The sequence below is a fragment of the Adlercreutzia sp. St.1H8 genome, from assembly GCF_059728655.1.
In genome coordinates this window covers 895,088-909,744 of sequence record NZ_AP039376.1, presented here as the reverse complement: position 1 = coordinate 909,744, position 14,657 = coordinate 895,088, and the positions used below count along the sequence as shown (strand labels likewise).

At 68.5% G+C, this 14,657-nt stretch carries 10 protein-coding genes; 1 reads left to right on the top strand and 9 read right to left on the bottom strand.

Going from position 1 to position 14,657, the window contains the following annotated elements:
• Positions 1-439: 439 nt before the first annotated feature.
• The gene (locus tag AC6I0Y_RS03310) at positions 440-778 is read right to left on the bottom strand and encodes a P-II family nitrogen regulator (RefSeq protein WP_160710015.1); all 339 of its coding nucleotides are present in this window, start codon (positions 776-778) and stop codon (positions 440-442) included.
• A 72-nt stretch (positions 779-850) separates the two neighbouring features.
• The gene (locus AC6I0Y_RS03305) at positions 851-2,170 is read right to left on the bottom strand and encodes an ammonium transporter (RefSeq protein WP_497733081.1); all 1,320 of its coding nucleotides are present in this window, start codon (positions 2,168-2,170) and stop codon (positions 851-853) included.
• Positions 2,171-2,427: 257 nt separating this feature from the next.
• On the opposite strand from AC6I0Y_RS03305, the gene AC6I0Y_RS03300 reads away from it, so the two are divergent.
• Positions 2,428-2,982 (top strand): GNAT family N-acetyltransferase, encoded by a 555-nt coding sequence (locus AC6I0Y_RS03300; protein WP_497733079.1) that lies wholly within the window; start codon positions 2,428-2,430, stop codon positions 2,980-2,982.
• Between the two features lie 554 nt (positions 2,983-3,536).
• Here the strand turns inward: AC6I0Y_RS03300 and AC6I0Y_RS03295 are convergent.
• The 7 genes from AC6I0Y_RS03295 to accB form a co-directional block, all read right to left on the bottom strand.
• Positions 3,537-7,715, bottom strand: a complete 4,179-nt coding sequence (locus tag AC6I0Y_RS03295) for a hypothetical protein (RefSeq protein ID WP_497733077.1) — start codon at positions 7,713-7,715, stop codon at positions 3,537-3,539.
• A gap of 391 nt (positions 7,716-8,106) precedes the next feature.
• On the bottom strand, positions 8,107-9,996 hold the full coding sequence (gene dxs, locus AC6I0Y_RS03290) for a 1-deoxy-D-xylulose-5-phosphate synthase (RefSeq protein WP_497733075.1): 1,890 nt from the start codon (positions 9,994-9,996) through the stop codon (positions 8,107-8,109).
• 9 nt (positions 9,997-10,005) lie between these two features.
• Entirely contained in the window at positions 10,006-10,314 is a 309-nt protein-coding gene (gene xseB, locus AC6I0Y_RS03285; RefSeq protein ID WP_497733074.1) for an exodeoxyribonuclease VII small subunit, read from the bottom strand.
• A gap of 1 nt (position 10,315) precedes the next feature.
• Entirely contained in the window at positions 10,316-10,951 is a 636-nt protein-coding gene (gene nusB, locus AC6I0Y_RS03280) for a transcription antitermination factor NusB (protein ID WP_497733072.1), read from the bottom strand.
• Between the two features lie 112 nt (positions 10,952-11,063).
• A complete protein-coding gene (locus tag AC6I0Y_RS03275) occupies positions 11,064-11,414 on the bottom strand; it encodes an Asp23/Gls24 family envelope stress response protein (RefSeq protein ID WP_497733070.1) in 351 nt (116 codons plus the stop codon).
• Positions 11,411-12,763, bottom strand: a complete 1,353-nt coding sequence (gene accC / locus AC6I0Y_RS03270; RefSeq protein WP_160710007.1) for an acetyl-CoA carboxylase biotin carboxylase subunit — start codon at positions 12,761-12,763, stop codon at positions 11,411-11,413. Before accC ends, AC6I0Y_RS03275 begins: the two co-directional genes overlap by 4 nt.
• Positions 12,763-14,655 (bottom strand): acetyl-CoA carboxylase biotin carboxyl carrier protein, encoded by a 1,893-nt coding sequence (accB, locus tag AC6I0Y_RS03265; protein ID WP_497733068.1) that lies wholly within the window; start codon positions 14,653-14,655, stop codon positions 12,763-12,765. Before accB ends, accC begins: the two co-directional genes overlap by 1 nt.
• Between the last annotated feature and the right edge of the window lie 2 nt (positions 14,656-14,657).

Genomic DNA, 14,657 nt, shown 5'->3' with positions numbered 1-14,657 from the left:
CTTCAGAGAGTCCTCGCGTCTTCCAATGGGCAGGGCCGACCTGGGCTTTTGCGAAAGAAGATGAGCGCCCAGGCGCGGAAAGCGTCGTCAGGTCGTCGTTTTTGGCCACTTTGCGCGTCAGGATCGCGCGGGGCGGCGCAGGCGGCGCGGGAACTGGGGGGACACAGCGCGAGCGGGGCGGGGTCGGGGCGTCCCGCGCCGGGGGGGCGGAGCGCGCCGGGGAGGGGGGGGGTGGAGCGCGCCAGAGGGCGGCGCGAGGGCCAGCGAGGGCCGAGCGGCGCCCCTCACCCCGGGGCAGCGCGGGGCGGGGCGCCCGGCGCTAGGGGGGACAGGCGAGAGCCGAGCGGCGGCCCGCGCCGAGCGGGGGGCGGCGGAGCCGGGGCACCCCGCGCTCCGGGTACCCCGCGCCCCAGGAGCCGCCCCAGGGCCCGCCCCTCCCCTACACGGCGGCGTCGCCCCGCTCGCCGGTGCGGATGCGGACGACCTCCTCGACCGGCGCGATGAACACCTTGCCATCGCCCACCTCGCCGGTGCGGGCCGTCTGGCAGATGACCTCCACCAGCTCGTCCACGCGCTCGTCGTCCACGACGATCTCGAAGCGCACCTTCGGCACCATGTTGAGCATCACCTCGGTGCCGCGGTAATACTCCTTCCAGCCGTGCTGGCTGCCGCAGCCGTGCGCCTGCGAGATGGTCATGCCCGACACCTGCGCCGCGAACAGGGCGTCCTTGAGCGGCTCGAGCTTCTCAGGCCGCACGACGGCCGTCACCTTCTTCATATTCGTCCTCCTTCTCGTCGCGCCCCGCGTCGGGGCGGGCGTCTCATCGGAAGCCGGCTCGCAGGCCAGCCGCTAGTCCAGGCCCAGGTAGGCGGGGTACGCGCTCTCGCCGTGGGTCGCCACGTCGAGGCCCAGGGCCTCGTCCTCCTCGCTCACGCGCAGGCTGCCGCCGAAGAGCGCCCGCACGATGAGCCCGAGCACCACGTCGGCCACCACCACGAAGGCGACGGTCACCACGATGCCGAGCACCTGCGCGCCGAGCAGCGTGGCGTCGCCGGTGTAGAGCAGGCCGCCGAAGTCCGTCCACGACAGCTCGGGCACGCAGAACAGGCCAGTCAGCACGCCGCCGAGGACACCGCCCACGCAGTGGCAGCCGAAGGCGTCGAGCGCGTCGTCGTAGCCGAGGCGCCGCTTGCAGAACGAGATGGCGAAGTAGCACACCGGCGAGACGAGCACGCCCATGACGAGCGCCGCCCACGGCTCAACGAAGCCCGCCGCCGGGGTGATGACCACCAAGCCCGCCACCAGGCCCGTGGCCGCGCCGACAAGGGTGGGCTTGCCCACGCGCACCCGCTCCATCGCCAGCCAGGACACAAGCGCCGCAGCCGAGGCCGTCACCGTGTTGACGAGCGCCAGGCCCGCCACGCCGTCGGCGGCGAACTCCGAGCCGGCGTTGAAGCCGAACCAGCCGAACCACAGAAGCGTCGCGCCGAGCACCACGAAAGGCACGTTGTGGGGTCGATAGCTCATGACCGCGAAGCCGCGGCGACGTCCCAGCATGAGGCAGAGCACGAGCCCCGTCAGGCCCGAGCTGATGTGCACCACGTCTCCACCGGCGAAGTCGAGCGCGCCGATCGTCTCGCCGATGAGCGAGCCCTCCCCGCCCCACACCATGTGGGCGAGCGGCGCGTAGACGACGAGCACCCACACGGCCGCGAACGCGCACAGGGCGCCGAACTTCATGCGGCCGGCCACCGCGCCGGTGATGATGGCCGTGGTGATCATGGCAAAGGCCATTTGGAAGGCGATGTCGATGATGCCGGGGTAGCCGGCCTCGGCCTCAGGCCCGAGCGTCGCCGCGCCAGAGAGCACTGCGAAGGCATCCGGAGTGCCCTCTGCCTCGGCGAGCAGATCGTTCACGGCGCCCAGGCATCCCAGCTGGTCGACGCCGCCGAAAAAGGGCAGCGAACCGTCGCCCCCATAGGCGAACGACCACCCCGCCGCCACCCAGGCGACCCCCACGATGCCGAGCACCGCAAACGTCATGATCATCGTGTTGACCACGTTCTTCCGTCGCGACAAGCCGCCGTAGAAGAACGCGAGCCCCGGCGTCATCAGCAGCACCAGCATGGTGCAGACGAGCATGAACCCTGTTGATCCCGTGTCAAGCATGGCCCCACCTTCCCTTCTCCTCGTTTCCCGAGCCGGCGCGGCGGCGCGTTGGGCGCCGCTCCTTCCCGCCGGCGCCTCCGATCATGCCACCGCCCGGAGGCGCCGGCGGCCGCGGCGACGGTTGCTAACCGGCTCGCAAAGGCCTTTTAACATGCGGGAAGCCCGGATGTTACACACCGGAAACTCGAGGGCCGCACGGCGTGCGTGCGGTATGCTGACACGCATTCCGCACGTCATCGAGGAAGGAAGGTCACGACATGGTGGTGGAGTTTCAGCCGGTGGTCACCGACGAGGAGAAGGCGGAGCTGGCCGAGCTGGCCGGCGAGATCTGGCGCGAGTACTGGCCGGCGCTCATCGGCGAGGCCCAGACCGAGTACATGGTGGCCAACTTCCAGAGCCTCGAGGCCATCGAGCGCGACATGGCCGAGCACGCCTACGAGTACTGGTTCGTGCGCGCAGCCGATGAGCTGACCGAGTCCGAGCTGGCCGCAGGCGCCGAGCCCGCCTTCCGCACGGTAGGTTACACGGGCGGTCACGTCGAGCCCGAGACGAACCGCTTCTTCATCTCGAAGATCTACCTCCTGGCCGACGAGCGCGGCAAGCACTTCGCCTCGCGCGTGATCGAGTTCTACGACCGACTGTGCGCCGATCGCGGGCTTGACGCCCTGTACCTGACGGTCAACAAGCACAACGATCTGGGCATCCGCGCCTACCGGGCCAAGGGCTTCGAGACCATCGACGCCGTGGAGACCGACATCGGCGAGGGCTTCGTCATGGACGACTACATCATGGAGAAGCCGGCCAGCGCCTAGGGGCCGAACCGAGGGCGGGCCGAGCGCACCACCCACGCCCAAGCGGCCGCGACGGGCGGGCGCCCGCCGACGTGCAGCGGATCGGGCGCCGCGCGAGCGCAGGCGCTGGGAGGTGCGCCCCGCCGAGCCCGCGAGCGCTGTGCAATCGCGGTTCGCCCGCGTCCGCACGCCTGCGACGGGCGGCATCCGCGCCCGTGCAGCGGATCACGCGCAAAGTGGCCAAAATCGACGACTTGACGACGCCCTGGCCCGCCCGGCGGGGCGTCCCGCGCGTAAAACCCCAGGTCGCGAGAATCAGGCCGCGCGCCTACTGCGCGCCGAGGGTGGAAAACGGCCCCATTCCGTCGTCAGGTCGTCATTTTTGGCCACTTTGCAGGGCGAAGGCTGCGCTTCCCCGCCGGCGTCGCTCGGGGGGAGGCAGCGTGTCAGCCCCCCCCCGAGCGACCTGCGCACGCCTCGCGGACGCGGGCCGCAAGAGCGCACGAGGCCCCGCCCGGTACAACCAGGCGGGGCCTCGTGCGTAGGGGGGGCGTGCCAGGTGCGCGGCCCCTCGGCTAGTTACGACGCAGGCGCAGGCGAGCGCCGACGGCGGCGGCCAGCGAGGCGACGACGCCTCCCAGGGCCAAGAGCCCCAGGGTGCCCTCATCGTCCGTCTGGGCGAGGCGCGTGGCACTCAGGCGCCCCTTCTCGTTCTCGTCCTCGTCCCCTGCGGCAGCGGGCGCGTCCCCATCGCCTCCGCTGGGAGGAACCACGCTCGCTGCGCCCTCGGCGACGACCCAGTGCATCTCCACGGTGGTGGTGTCGCCCGCCGGCGACGTGACAACCACCGACACCGTGTAGTCTCCGGGCTTCGTGGGATCGATCTCATCGACGGGGTTGCCCTGCGGGTCGGTGATGGTGATCTCCACCTGCGACCCCTCGGGGATGTCGTAGCGATCCTCGACCTCCTGCAGGATGTCGTCCTTGGTGAGAGGCTTGGACGGATCGGCGGGATCAGGCGTCACGTCGACCGGCTTCTTGTCCTCGAGCTCCTGGTGGATCGTGCCGTCCTCGTCAGTGCGCGGCGGCTCCTTCTCCACGAGCTCGCTCTTGCCGGGGTCGGTGGGCGTCACATCGGGCACGCCGTGCACCGTGTAGTCCACCACCAGCTGCGTGCTGTTGCCGTAGGGATCCTTCACCTCGAAGACGACCTCGTAGCGCCCCGGCTTGCCGCGGTCGATCTCGTCGAGGGGATTGCCCTGCTCGTCGGTGATGACGGGGCGGGTGATCTCGCAGTCATCAGGGATGTCGTAGCGCTCGTCCGCCCAGTCCTTGAGCGTGTCGGGCGTGTCCTTCTCCCCCGGGGCCGTGGGCCGCGAGAGCGTGTCCTCCAGGGTAGTGTGCACGGTACCGTTGCCGGGACCCTCCTCCACGCCGCCGGGATTGGCAGGATCGGACGGGTCGCTCGGCGGCTTGGGCTGGTTCGTGGCGCCAGGGATGGTGACTGTCGGCGGGTTGGTAACGCGATAGTCGACGTTGACCGTGGTGGTGTTGCCGCGCTCGTCGGTGACGACGAAGCTCACCTCGTAGCGTCCCGGCTTGCTGCAGTCGATGGAGCCGAGCGGCTTGCCGTCCTGGGAGATGGTCGGTGTGCCCATGGTGCAGCCCTCGGGGATGTCGAAGCGCGACTCCGCCCACTCCTTGAGCGTGTCGGGCGACTCGATATGACCCTCCTTCACGGGGCGGCTCACGGTGTCGTGGCCAGTGCCGTGCACCGTGCCGCCATTGGGCTCGTCGCCCACCGTGTCGGTAGGCACGTCCTTCGGGCCGTCAGGCGTAGTGGGGATGGTGACGGACGGCGGGTTCACCAGGGCGTAGTCCACGGCGATGGTGGTGGTGTTGCCCGTGACAGGGTCGCGCACCACCACGTCCACCCGGTAGCTGCCGGGCTTGGAGGGATCGACGACCGCGGCCGGCGTGCCGTCGGCGTTCTTCACGGTGATGGAGGACACCTCGCAGCCGGCGGGGATGTCGTAGCGCTGGCCCACCCAGTCCTTGAGCCCGCCCTCGGGCGTGAGCGGCTTCGCGTTCGGGCGCACCGGGTAGGAGACGCTGTCGCTGGCGGTGGAGTGCAAGGTGTTGGTGAGGTCCTTGTCGGTGGCGTCGGGATCCTTCTCGCCGGGCTTGGCGATGTCCTCCGGGGAGATGTCGGGCACGGGCACCGTGGGATCGGGGTTCTGCGGCTTCACCGTGATCTCGGGGGTGGAGCCGAAGGGGAAGTCAGGCTCCTCGTCCTCGGTGGTGCGGTCGTCGTTGCTCTCGGACTTCAGGTAGTTGGTGCCGCCGTTGAACTTGGCCGTGATCTCGATGGTGCCATCGGGGTTGCGGGGAATCTGCACGCCGGTCTTGTCCCAGTTGAGGGTGGCCACGCTGTAGTGATAGCCGCTTTTGGTGAGGTCGCTCGCGGGCACCGCCTCCACTGGATCGCCCACGGCCACGCCGTTCGCGTAGAACTGCACGGTGCCGTTGGGCGAGGCGCAGGTCTTCGCCTCGGGGGCCTCGCCGTTCTCGCCTGCCTCATCACGGGGCATGACGTGGGCGGTGAAGGTGACGCCCTTCACCGGCTTGGAGGCGCGGGTGATGGTCTCGTCGTAGTCGATCACGTGGTTCAGCACGCTGACACGGGAGTCAGCTGGCGTGATGGCGGCCGAGAAGTACAGCTTGTGGCCCCAGAAGGACTTCTGGAAACTGGCGTCACCCGAATACTGCTTCGACTCTACGATGAGGTCATAGTCGCCCACATCGGAGAAATCGGCGCCAGGCTGGATGGTGTCAGTGGTAGCGTCACCGTTCTTGTCGTGGGTACGCTGCGAGCTGAAAGTCATGGTGTCGGCGCTGTTGAGAAACTTGTCCTTAGGCTCGCCCGCTGGCACGTTGAAGGACGCGATAGTCTGGGCGAGGCCTCCGTCGAGACCGACAGGCAGACCATCATAACGCTTGAAGAGCGACTTCTTCAGATCAGGCGTCTTATCGACATAGCTGTCGATGTCAATCTCCACATAGCGTTTGGCCAGCGACCCGGTGCCGGGGTTAGGCACCACGAAGTCGAAGTCGGAGGGCACATCAGTGCGATTACCCGTATCGGGGTCAATCACCGAGGTCTCGAAGTTGCCAATGGACACCGTCTGATCAGCGAGCGGCTTTCCGTTTACTTCGCTCGGCAGCCAGAAGTATACGCAACCAGAGCCGTCCACGCCGTAGGGCAAGCCGTAATCATAGGGCTTACCCGCGCTGTCAGTAAGGGGCGCGCCGTCCACGGTGACGGTGAGGTTCTTAAGCTGGGCGCCCTTCAGCTCGTCGAAGCCGTCGAGGTTGATGGTAACCATCTGCAGGGCATGGCCACGGCCGTCGGTGACCGATCCGCCGAAGCTGGGCACGTAGAACGATCCGCCCTGCACAACGATCTCCATGCCCGTCGCGCCGAGGAGCTTCGAGCCATCCGAAGCATTGACCGGCGTGAGGTTGCCTCCGGTAATAACCAGTTTGTGCCCGGCGTTTGAAGCCGAGCCGCAGGCCCCGCCGAAGGCGAAACCGTGGATGTAGCCCTCCGAGGTGATGTTGCCGCCGTTGACGGTGATGTCTCGGCAGAGGGGTCGACCGCTGCCGCCAGCACGCTCGCTTTCACGCGAAATGATGGCCCCGGGGATGGGAGTGCGATTGGCAGCGCTGTATTCACTGCCCCAGTCACCTGAAGTTGTGGTGCAGCCTGCGCCGATGCCCGCGCCGTGGTAGGAGCCCTTCGCGTCCACCACACCGCCGTTGAAGACCGTGAGGGTTGCGCCGCCGCCGATGCTGCCGCCGATGCCCGCACCCGTATGGTTGTACTGCTCCGTATCGCTACTGCTGTTTCCATAAGCGTAAGCGGTGATGGCGCCGCCGTTGAACTCCATATAGCCGGAGTTCTCGTGGGGACCGCTGCCGATGCCGGCACCGCCCGAGCCGCCCTCGCAGACAAGCTTACCGGGCTTCGCGCTGTCCATGAGGTAGAGAGGATCGTTCTTCTCCAGCTGCGTACCGTCCTGCAAGGCGCAGTCGTAGGGAATACGACCCTCGTTGGGCACGATGGGATCGCCCTTATCATCGATGTTCAGGATGGCGTCGTCCACCACGAGACGCGACCCCTCACCGCAGCGAAGGGCTGGTGCGCCGTAGCCGGCGGTCAGCGTGTTGGTGGAGCTGTCGGCCAGGATGAGGTGGAGTGACGTGGGGTTGGTGATCTGCGTGCCGTCGGTCGCGGCCGTCTCGCGCTCCTCCCCTCCCACATCCATAAGGTTGGTAACAATGTTGAGGGGCACCTTCTGGCTGTCGCCCGTGCGCGAGAACTGGATGGTCACGTTGTCCAGGACAAGGGTGGCATGAACGCCGGCGGCCACCTCCAGGGTGTAGCCCTGGGACGTGCCGCTCACGGTCATCGTCTTGCCGGAGGTGAAGACGACCTTCTTGGCCGCGTCGTCCACCGTGTAGTCGGCGCCCTCGGCGCCGCCGGCGATGCTAAGCCCCGTGCCCTCCAGGCTCCGGGCGCCCGCCTGGGCGGCAGAGCCGCCGTCCGCGCTGGCTAGCGCGGGATCACTTTCAGAGAAGGGGGGGGGTGCGGCTTCCAAGGCGGCCTCGGCCGCAAGGGGCGTCGTCTCGTCGGCCAAGGCGATGGCAGGCGTCATGCCCGTGGCCAAGGTGGAGGCGACGACGAGGGACAAGGCCCCGCTGCAAAGACCCTTCCCGAGAACAGGAGTAGTTGAGCGCTGCATTATGTTCCCATCTTTCGTCGGATATCCAAGGAAAGCCGCGGCCATGCCTCGCCGCGCTCTCCATGACCCTAGAGTATATAACAGTATGGTTACAGATAACAGCTATCGCCCACCCGACATGCAGCGGATCACGCGCAACGTGGCCAAAATCGACGACTTGACGACGGAATGAGGCCGTTTTCCGGCCCAGGCGTGCGGTAGGTGTGCGGCCCGATTTTCGTGACCTGGGGTTTTATGCGCAGGACGCCCCGCCAGGCGGGCCAGGGCGTCGTCAAGTCGTCGATTTTGGCCACGTTGCGCGCGGGGACTGCGCACACCATCGGCGCCAGGCGCGACGGCCCTACGCCACCTGCTCGGCCAGCGTCTCGAGGATGGCGTTGGCGATGCCCTCGGGATCGAGGCCCAGATCCTCCGACAGCAGGTCGGCGCGGCCCTGGGGGACGAACACATCGGGCACGCCGAGCATGCGCACCGGCGAGTCGAGGCCCATCTCGGCCAGGTAGCCGCACACCCCCTCGCCCGCGCCGCCGGCGATAACCCCGGCCTCCACGGTCACGATGAGACGCGTGTCGCAGGCATCGCGAATGGCCTCCTCGTCCATGGGCTTCACCCAGCGCATGTCCACCACACGCGCCTCGATGCCGCGGGCGGCCAGCAGGCGGGCCGCCTTGAGCGCGCGCGACGCCATGCAGCCGAAGGCGAGGATGGCCACGTCATCGCCCTCGCGCAGAAGCCGGCTCACGCCCACGGGGAGCACCGGCGGCTCCTCAGGCACCGCCACGCCCTCGGCCGACCCGCGCGGATAGCGGATGGCGAAGGGGCCGCCCAGGGCCAGCGCCGTGTGCAGGGCCGCTGCCAGCTCGGCCTCGTCCGATGGGGCGATCACCCGCATGTTCGGGATCATCCGCGTGTAGACCAGGTCGAACATGCCGTGATGGGTGGGGCCGTCCTCGCCGACGATGCCGGCGCGGTCGAGTGCGAACACCACGTCCAGGTCCGGCAGCGCGCAATCGATGGCCATCTGGTCGATGGCCCGCTGCATAAAGGTGGAGTAGATGGCGACGACCGGCTTCTTTCCGCCGATGGCCAGGCCCGACGCCATGGCGACAGCCTGCTCCTCGGCGATGCCCACGTCCACGAAGCGCTCGGGGAACGCCGCGGCGAAGGGCTTGAGGCCCGTGCCTCCCTCCATGGCCGCCGTGATGGCGACGACACGCTCGTCGGCGCGCGCCTCGCGCACGAGCACGTCGCCGAACACGCTCGTGTAGCTGGGCGCGCCGGGCTTCTTGGGCATATCCGCGCCCGTCTCGATGTCGAAGGGCCCCACGCCGTGGAAGCGCTCGGGGTCGCGCACGGCAGGCTCGTAGCCAGCGCCCTTCTTCGTCACCACGTGCATGAGCACGGGCGCGTCGGCGGCCAGGCACACGGCGAGCGTCTCGCGCAGGGCCGCGATGTCGTGGCCGTCCACAGGCGCGGTGCACACGATGCCCAGCTGCTCGAACATCATCGAGTGCGGGATGACCATCTGCTTGATGGACTCCTTCATGTTCTTGCCGAAGCGCGCCATCGCGCGGCCGAGCGGCGCCTTGGTCTCGAGCAGCTCCTGGAAGGAGTCACGCGCGTCGCGGTACTCGGCGGTGGTGCGCATGTAGCCGAGGTGCTTCATGAGCGCGCCGACGTTGCGCGAGATGGAGCGCTCGTTGTCGTTCAGGATGACCACGAGCGGCAGCTGCTCGGCGCCCATGTAGTTGAGGGCCTCGAAGGCCATGCCGCCGGAGAGCGCAGCGTCGCCGATGACGGCGACCACCTTCTCGTCGGTACCGGAGAGCACGCGGGCCTTGGCCAGGCCCGTAGCCACCGAGAGCGAGTCGGACGCATGCCCTGAGGGATGCACGTCATAGGGGCTCTCGTCAGGCTTGGGAAAGCCTGAGATGCCGCCATAGGAGCGCAGGGTGTCGAAGTCGCCGAGACGCCCCGTTACCAGCTTGTGCGCGTAGGCCTGATGTCCCACGTCGAAGACGAGCTTGTCCTTGGGGGTGTCGAGCAGGCTGTGGGCGGCGAGGATGATCTCCACGGCGCCCAAAGACGAGGCAAGGTGGCCGCCGGTGCGCGAGGTGATGGCGATCATCTCCTCGCGAATCTCCTGCGCCAGGATGCCCAGCTCCTCCTCGGTCAGCACCTTGAGGTCGGCGGGCGACCGGACGACATCGAGAATGCGCGCTTCGTCCATGGGGCCTCCTTAGTCCCGGGCGGCGGGCTCGGCGCCCTCAGGCGCGGGGGCTTCCTCGGCGCCTGGCTCGACGGCGGCATCGGCGAAGCCCGCGGGGGCATCCTCGGTCGGGGCATCCTCGGCGGCGTCGACCGGGGCGTCTTCGGGGAAGGCGGCCTCCACGTCCTTCTCGCTCAAATCGCAGGCCGCAAGCCCCAGCTTGACGGCCTCCTCGTAGAGGGCAAGCGCCTCATCGAGCGTGACGTCCTCGGCGCCCACGGCCTCGACGATCTCCTCCAGGCGCGTGCGCACCGACTCGAAGGTGCCGCGATCCTCCATGCTACTCACCCGCCTTCTCGGGCTCAGCCGGAGCCGGGGCGTCCGCCTCGACGGGCGCGGCCTCAGGCTCGGGGACAGCCGCCGCATCAGCGGCCGCCTCTTTGGCCCCATCCGCAGCCGCCGCGTCCTCAGCCGCCACCTCGGCGGCCAGCGCGGCCACGGCGGCAGCCACCTCGCCCGGAGCCGTCGCCGGCACGGGGGCCCCGGCCACGGCCACTTCGCCCGCCTCGATCGACTTGGCGATGCGGCCGAGCACGCCGTTCACGAACCGCGGCGACTCGTCTTCCCCACCGAACTCCTTGGCCAGCTCAACGGCCTCGTTGATGGCCACCGACACCGGCACGTCCTCCTCGTAGATCATCTCGAAGGCGGCCAGGCGCAGAATGGAGCGGTCGACGATGGGCATACGCGCCACCGCCCAGTTCTCAGAGGTCGCCTCCAGGCAGGCGTCGATGTCGGCCAGGTGCTCCTCGACGCCCCGCACGAGCGAGACGGCGTAGTCGGGCAGCGGGCCCTCCTCGGACAGGCAGCAGCCCTCCTCGAGCAGCACCGTGGCCGGGCGGGCTTGGATCTCGCTGGTGTAGAGCACCTGCACCGCGCTGCGACGGCCGGATATGCGCTCATGGCGTTTGGACATGGGAACTCCCTATCAGATCAGCGGCGCCCGCAGGCAGAGGCGGGCATGACGCGACGCCCTACCGCCATTGTGCGCGCGGGAGGGCGTCGTTGCAAGAAACGCGCGAATGACGCTAGGCGGCGAACTGCAGCCCGTCGACGAAGATGTCGACGGCCGCGGCTTCGAGCCCCACCTGGACGAGCAGGGCGTCAGCCACCGACTGGCGCAGGTTCGCGGCCACCTCGGGCAGCACGTAGCCGTAGTACACCTCGACGTGGATGGTGATGCGCAGGCGTCCATCGTCGTCCACGTCCACCTCGATGCCCGCAGCCGAGGGCTTCGCGGCCAGCATCGAGCGAATGGAGCTGGTTGCGAAGGAGCCGACCGACGCCACGCCCTCCACCTCGTTGGCGGCGATGGAGATGATGGTCTCCACCACGCCCGGGGCGATGGACATGCCCTCTACGCTCAGTTCGTTGCTCATAGCACATCTCCCATCTGGGTCTCTATGAAGTCCGTCGTCACATCGCCGGCGATGAAGGCATCGTTGGCGAGCACGCGCTTGTGGAACGGAATGGTGGTCTCGATCCCCTCGATCACGAACTCGTCCAGGGCGCGGCGCCCGCGGGCGAGCGCCTCGGCGCGATCCTGGCCGTGCACGATCAGCTTGGCCACGAGCGAGTCGTAGTAGGGCGAGATGCGCGAGCCGGTGCGCACGTAGCTCTCCACGCGCACGCCCGGGCCCGCGGGGGGCTCGAACCGGGTGATGGTGCCCGGGCACGGGCGGAAGCCGTGGGCCGGGTCCTCGGCGTTGATGCGGAACTCGATGGCGTGCCCGCTCGGAGTGAACGGCGCGCGCTCGGCGCAGCTCATGGGCTCGTGCGCGGCGATGCGCAGCTGCTCCTTAATGATGTCGGTGCCGGTGATCTCCTCGGACACGGGGTGCTCCACCTGCACGCGGGTGTTCATCTCCATGAAGTAGAACTGCCCGCGCTCATCGAGCAGAAACTCGATGGTGCCGGCGTTGCGGTAGTCGGTGGCGCGCACGGCCTTGACGGCAGCCACGCCCATGGCGCGGCGCAGCTCCTCGGTGAGCGCCGGGGAGGGCGCCTCCTCGATGAGCTTCTGATGGCGGCGCTGCACCGAGCAGTCACGCTCGCAGAGCGCCACGTTGTTGCCGAAGTCGTCTGCGAGGATCTGCACCTCCACGTGGCGGGGGCGCAGCACGAGCTTCTCCAGGTACACGCCGTCGTTGCCGAAGGCGGCACCCGCCTCGGTGCGGGCGGCCTGGTACTGGGACTCCAGCTCGGCCGGGTCGTGCACCTCGCGCATCCCCTTGCCGCCGCCGCCGGCGGTGGCCTTGATGAGCACGGGATAGCCCACAGCCTCCGCGAAGGCGCGGGCCTCCTCCACCGTGTCCAGGCAGCCGTCGCTTCCGGGCACCGTGGGCACGCCGCAGGCCTTCATGGTCTCGCGGGCGCTCGACTTGTCGCCCATGCGCTCGATGCACTCCGGCGAGGGGCCGATGAACACGAGGTCGTTGTCGATGCAGGCCCGGGCGAAGTCGGCGTTCTCGGCCAGGAAGCCGTAGCCGGGGTGGATGGCCTGGGCGCCAGTGGTCTTGGCCGCCTCGATGATGTTGCCCATCACCAGGTAGCTCTTGGCCGCCTGGGCCGGGCCGATGCACACCGCCTCGTCGGCATAGCGCACCGGGTAGGTGTCGGCGTCCTCGGTCGAGTAGACCGCCACGGTCTTGACGCCCAGCTCCTTGCAGGCGCGCATGACGCGCAGGGCCACCTCGCCGCGGTTGGCGATAAGAATCTTGTCGAACATTACTGCGCCGCCTCGGCCACCGTGGGGACGGTCTCGTGGGGCTCGATGTAGAAGAGCACCGTGCCGTACTCGACGGGCGTGGCGTCCTCGAGGCACACCTCGCGCACCGTGCCCATCTCCTCGGCGGTGATCTCGTTCATGAGCTTCATGGCCTCCACGATGCAGAGCGTCTCGTTGGCGGCCACCTCGTCGCCCTCGCGCACGAAGGGCGGCTCACCGGGAGCCGGGGCCTCGTAGTAGGTGCCCACCATGGGGGCCGTGACGGCCTGCCAGGTGGCGGGGCGCTCCTTGCCGTCGCCGGCACCGGGCGCGGGCGCGGCGGCCGGGGCCGGCGCGGCCTGGACGGCCGGGGCGGCGGCCACGGGCGCGGCCACCGGGGCCTCTACCTGGCCGGGCATGCGCACCGCGATGCGGACGCCCTCCTCCTCGACCACGATCTCACCAACGCCGCTCTCCTCGGCGACGCGAACCAGCTCGCGAATCTGATTGATGTCCACGTAATCGTCCTCCTTGGTGCCGCTGGACTCCTGCTCGAGCAGGAAGTCGACCTTCTCGGATGTGCGATGCTTGCTCAGGTAGGTGCGCGCCTCGTTGGGGAACAGGGCGTACATGAGCACGTCCTCCTCGCTGTGGGCCAGATCCCCGATCTCGGCCGCCACCTCGTCGTAGGTGGTGGTCACGAGCGAGCCGGGCGCCACGTCGGGCGGCAGGATCTCGGCGTTGCCGGCCACCTTCGCCACGATGTCCTTGTCCATGGGGCCGGGGGCCTTGCCGTAGTAGCCGCAGATATAGTCCTTCATCTCCTTGGAGATGACGCTCCAGCGCTTGCCGGTGAGCACGTTGAACACCGCCTGGGTGCCCACGATCTGCGACAGCGGCGTGACGAGCGGCGGGTAGCCCACCTCGGCGCGCACGCGCGGGATCTCCAGCATCACCTCGGGCAGGCGGTCGGCCGCCTTCTGCACCTCCAGCTGGCTGACGAGGTTGCTCATCATGCCGCCGGGAACCTGATGCAGGTTGACCTTCATGTGGGTGAGCGAGCTCACGCCGCGCTTGTAGTGGCCGCGCTTGCGCATCTCCTCCCAGTACTCGGAGATCTCGAAGAGCAGCTCCAGGTCGAGGCCCGTGTCGTAGCGGGACTCCTGGAACGCCGCCGCGATCATCTCCACCGCGGGATGCGAGTTGCCGAAGGCGAGGGGCGCGTGGGCCGTGTCGGCGATGGCGGCGCCGGCCTCGGCGGCCTTGATGATGTTGGCCGGGGCCATGCCGCCGACGTAGTGGCAGTGGATGTGCACCGGCAGGCCGATCTCGGCGTTGAAGGCCTTGACCATGCGCTCGGTGCGGTAGGGGGTGAGCATGCCCGCCATGTCCTTGATGGCGATGGAGTCGGCGCCGAGCTCCTTGAGCTGCTGGCCGTAGTCCAGGAAGCTGTCGAGGGTGTGCACCGGCGAGATAGTATAGGAGATGGCGCCCTCGAAGTGCCCGCCGCACTCCTTGATGGCCTCGGCGTTGTCCACGACGTTGCGGATGTCGTTGAGGGCATCGAACACGCGGAACATCTCGATGCCGTTGCGGTGCGCGGCGTTGATGAAGCGGTGCACGATCTCCTTGGAGTAGTGCTTGTAGCCCACGAGGTTCTGGCCGCGCGAGAGCATGGCGAGCGGCGTGTTGGGCGTGTTGGCCTTGATGGAGCGCAGGCGTTCCCACGGGTTCTCGTCCAAAAAGCGCAGGCAGGTGTCGAACGTGGCGCCGCCCCAGGCCTCGATGGCCCAGTAGCCGACGCGATCCATCTTCGGGAGGATCGGCAGCATCTCGCCGATCTGCATGCGCGTGGCCCAGAGGCTCTGCTGTCCGTCGCGGATGGTGGTATCCATGATTTGCAGCCGTGGCATGA

Bases quoted from the DNA above. Each gene is read 5' to 3' on its own strand.
- AC6I0Y_RS03300 (WP_497733079.1), top strand. From the start codon at position 2,428: ATGGTGGTGGAGTTTCAGCCGGTGGTCACCGACGAGGAGAAGGCGGAG.
- AC6I0Y_RS03275 (WP_497733070.1), bottom strand. From the start codon at position 11,414: ATGAGCAACGAACTGAGCGTAGAGGGCATGTCCATCGCCCCGGGCGTG.
- dxs (WP_497733075.1), bottom strand. From the start codon at position 9,996: ATGGACGAAGCGCGCATTCTCGATGTCGTCCGGTCGCCCGCCGACCTC.
- accB (WP_497733068.1), bottom strand. From the start codon at position 14,655: ATGCCACGGCTGCAAATCATGGATACCACCATCCGCGACGGACAGCAG.
- AC6I0Y_RS03310 (WP_160710015.1), bottom strand. From the start codon at position 778: ATGAAGAAGGTGACGGCCGTCGTGCGGCCTGAGAAGCTCGAGCCGCTC.
- nusB (WP_497733072.1), bottom strand. From the start codon at position 10,951: ATGTCCAAACGCCATGAGCGCATATCCGGCCGTCGCAGCGCGGTGCAG.
- AC6I0Y_RS03305 (WP_497733081.1), bottom strand. From the start codon at position 2,170: ATGCTTGACACGGGATCAACAGGGTTCATGCTCGTCTGCACCATGCTG.
- xseB (WP_497733074.1), bottom strand. From the start codon at position 10,314: ATGGAGGATCGCGGCACCTTCGAGTCGGTGCGCACGCGCCTGGAGGAG.
- accC (WP_160710007.1), bottom strand. From the start codon at position 12,763: ATGTTCGACAAGATTCTTATCGCCAACCGCGGCGAGGTGGCCCTGCGC.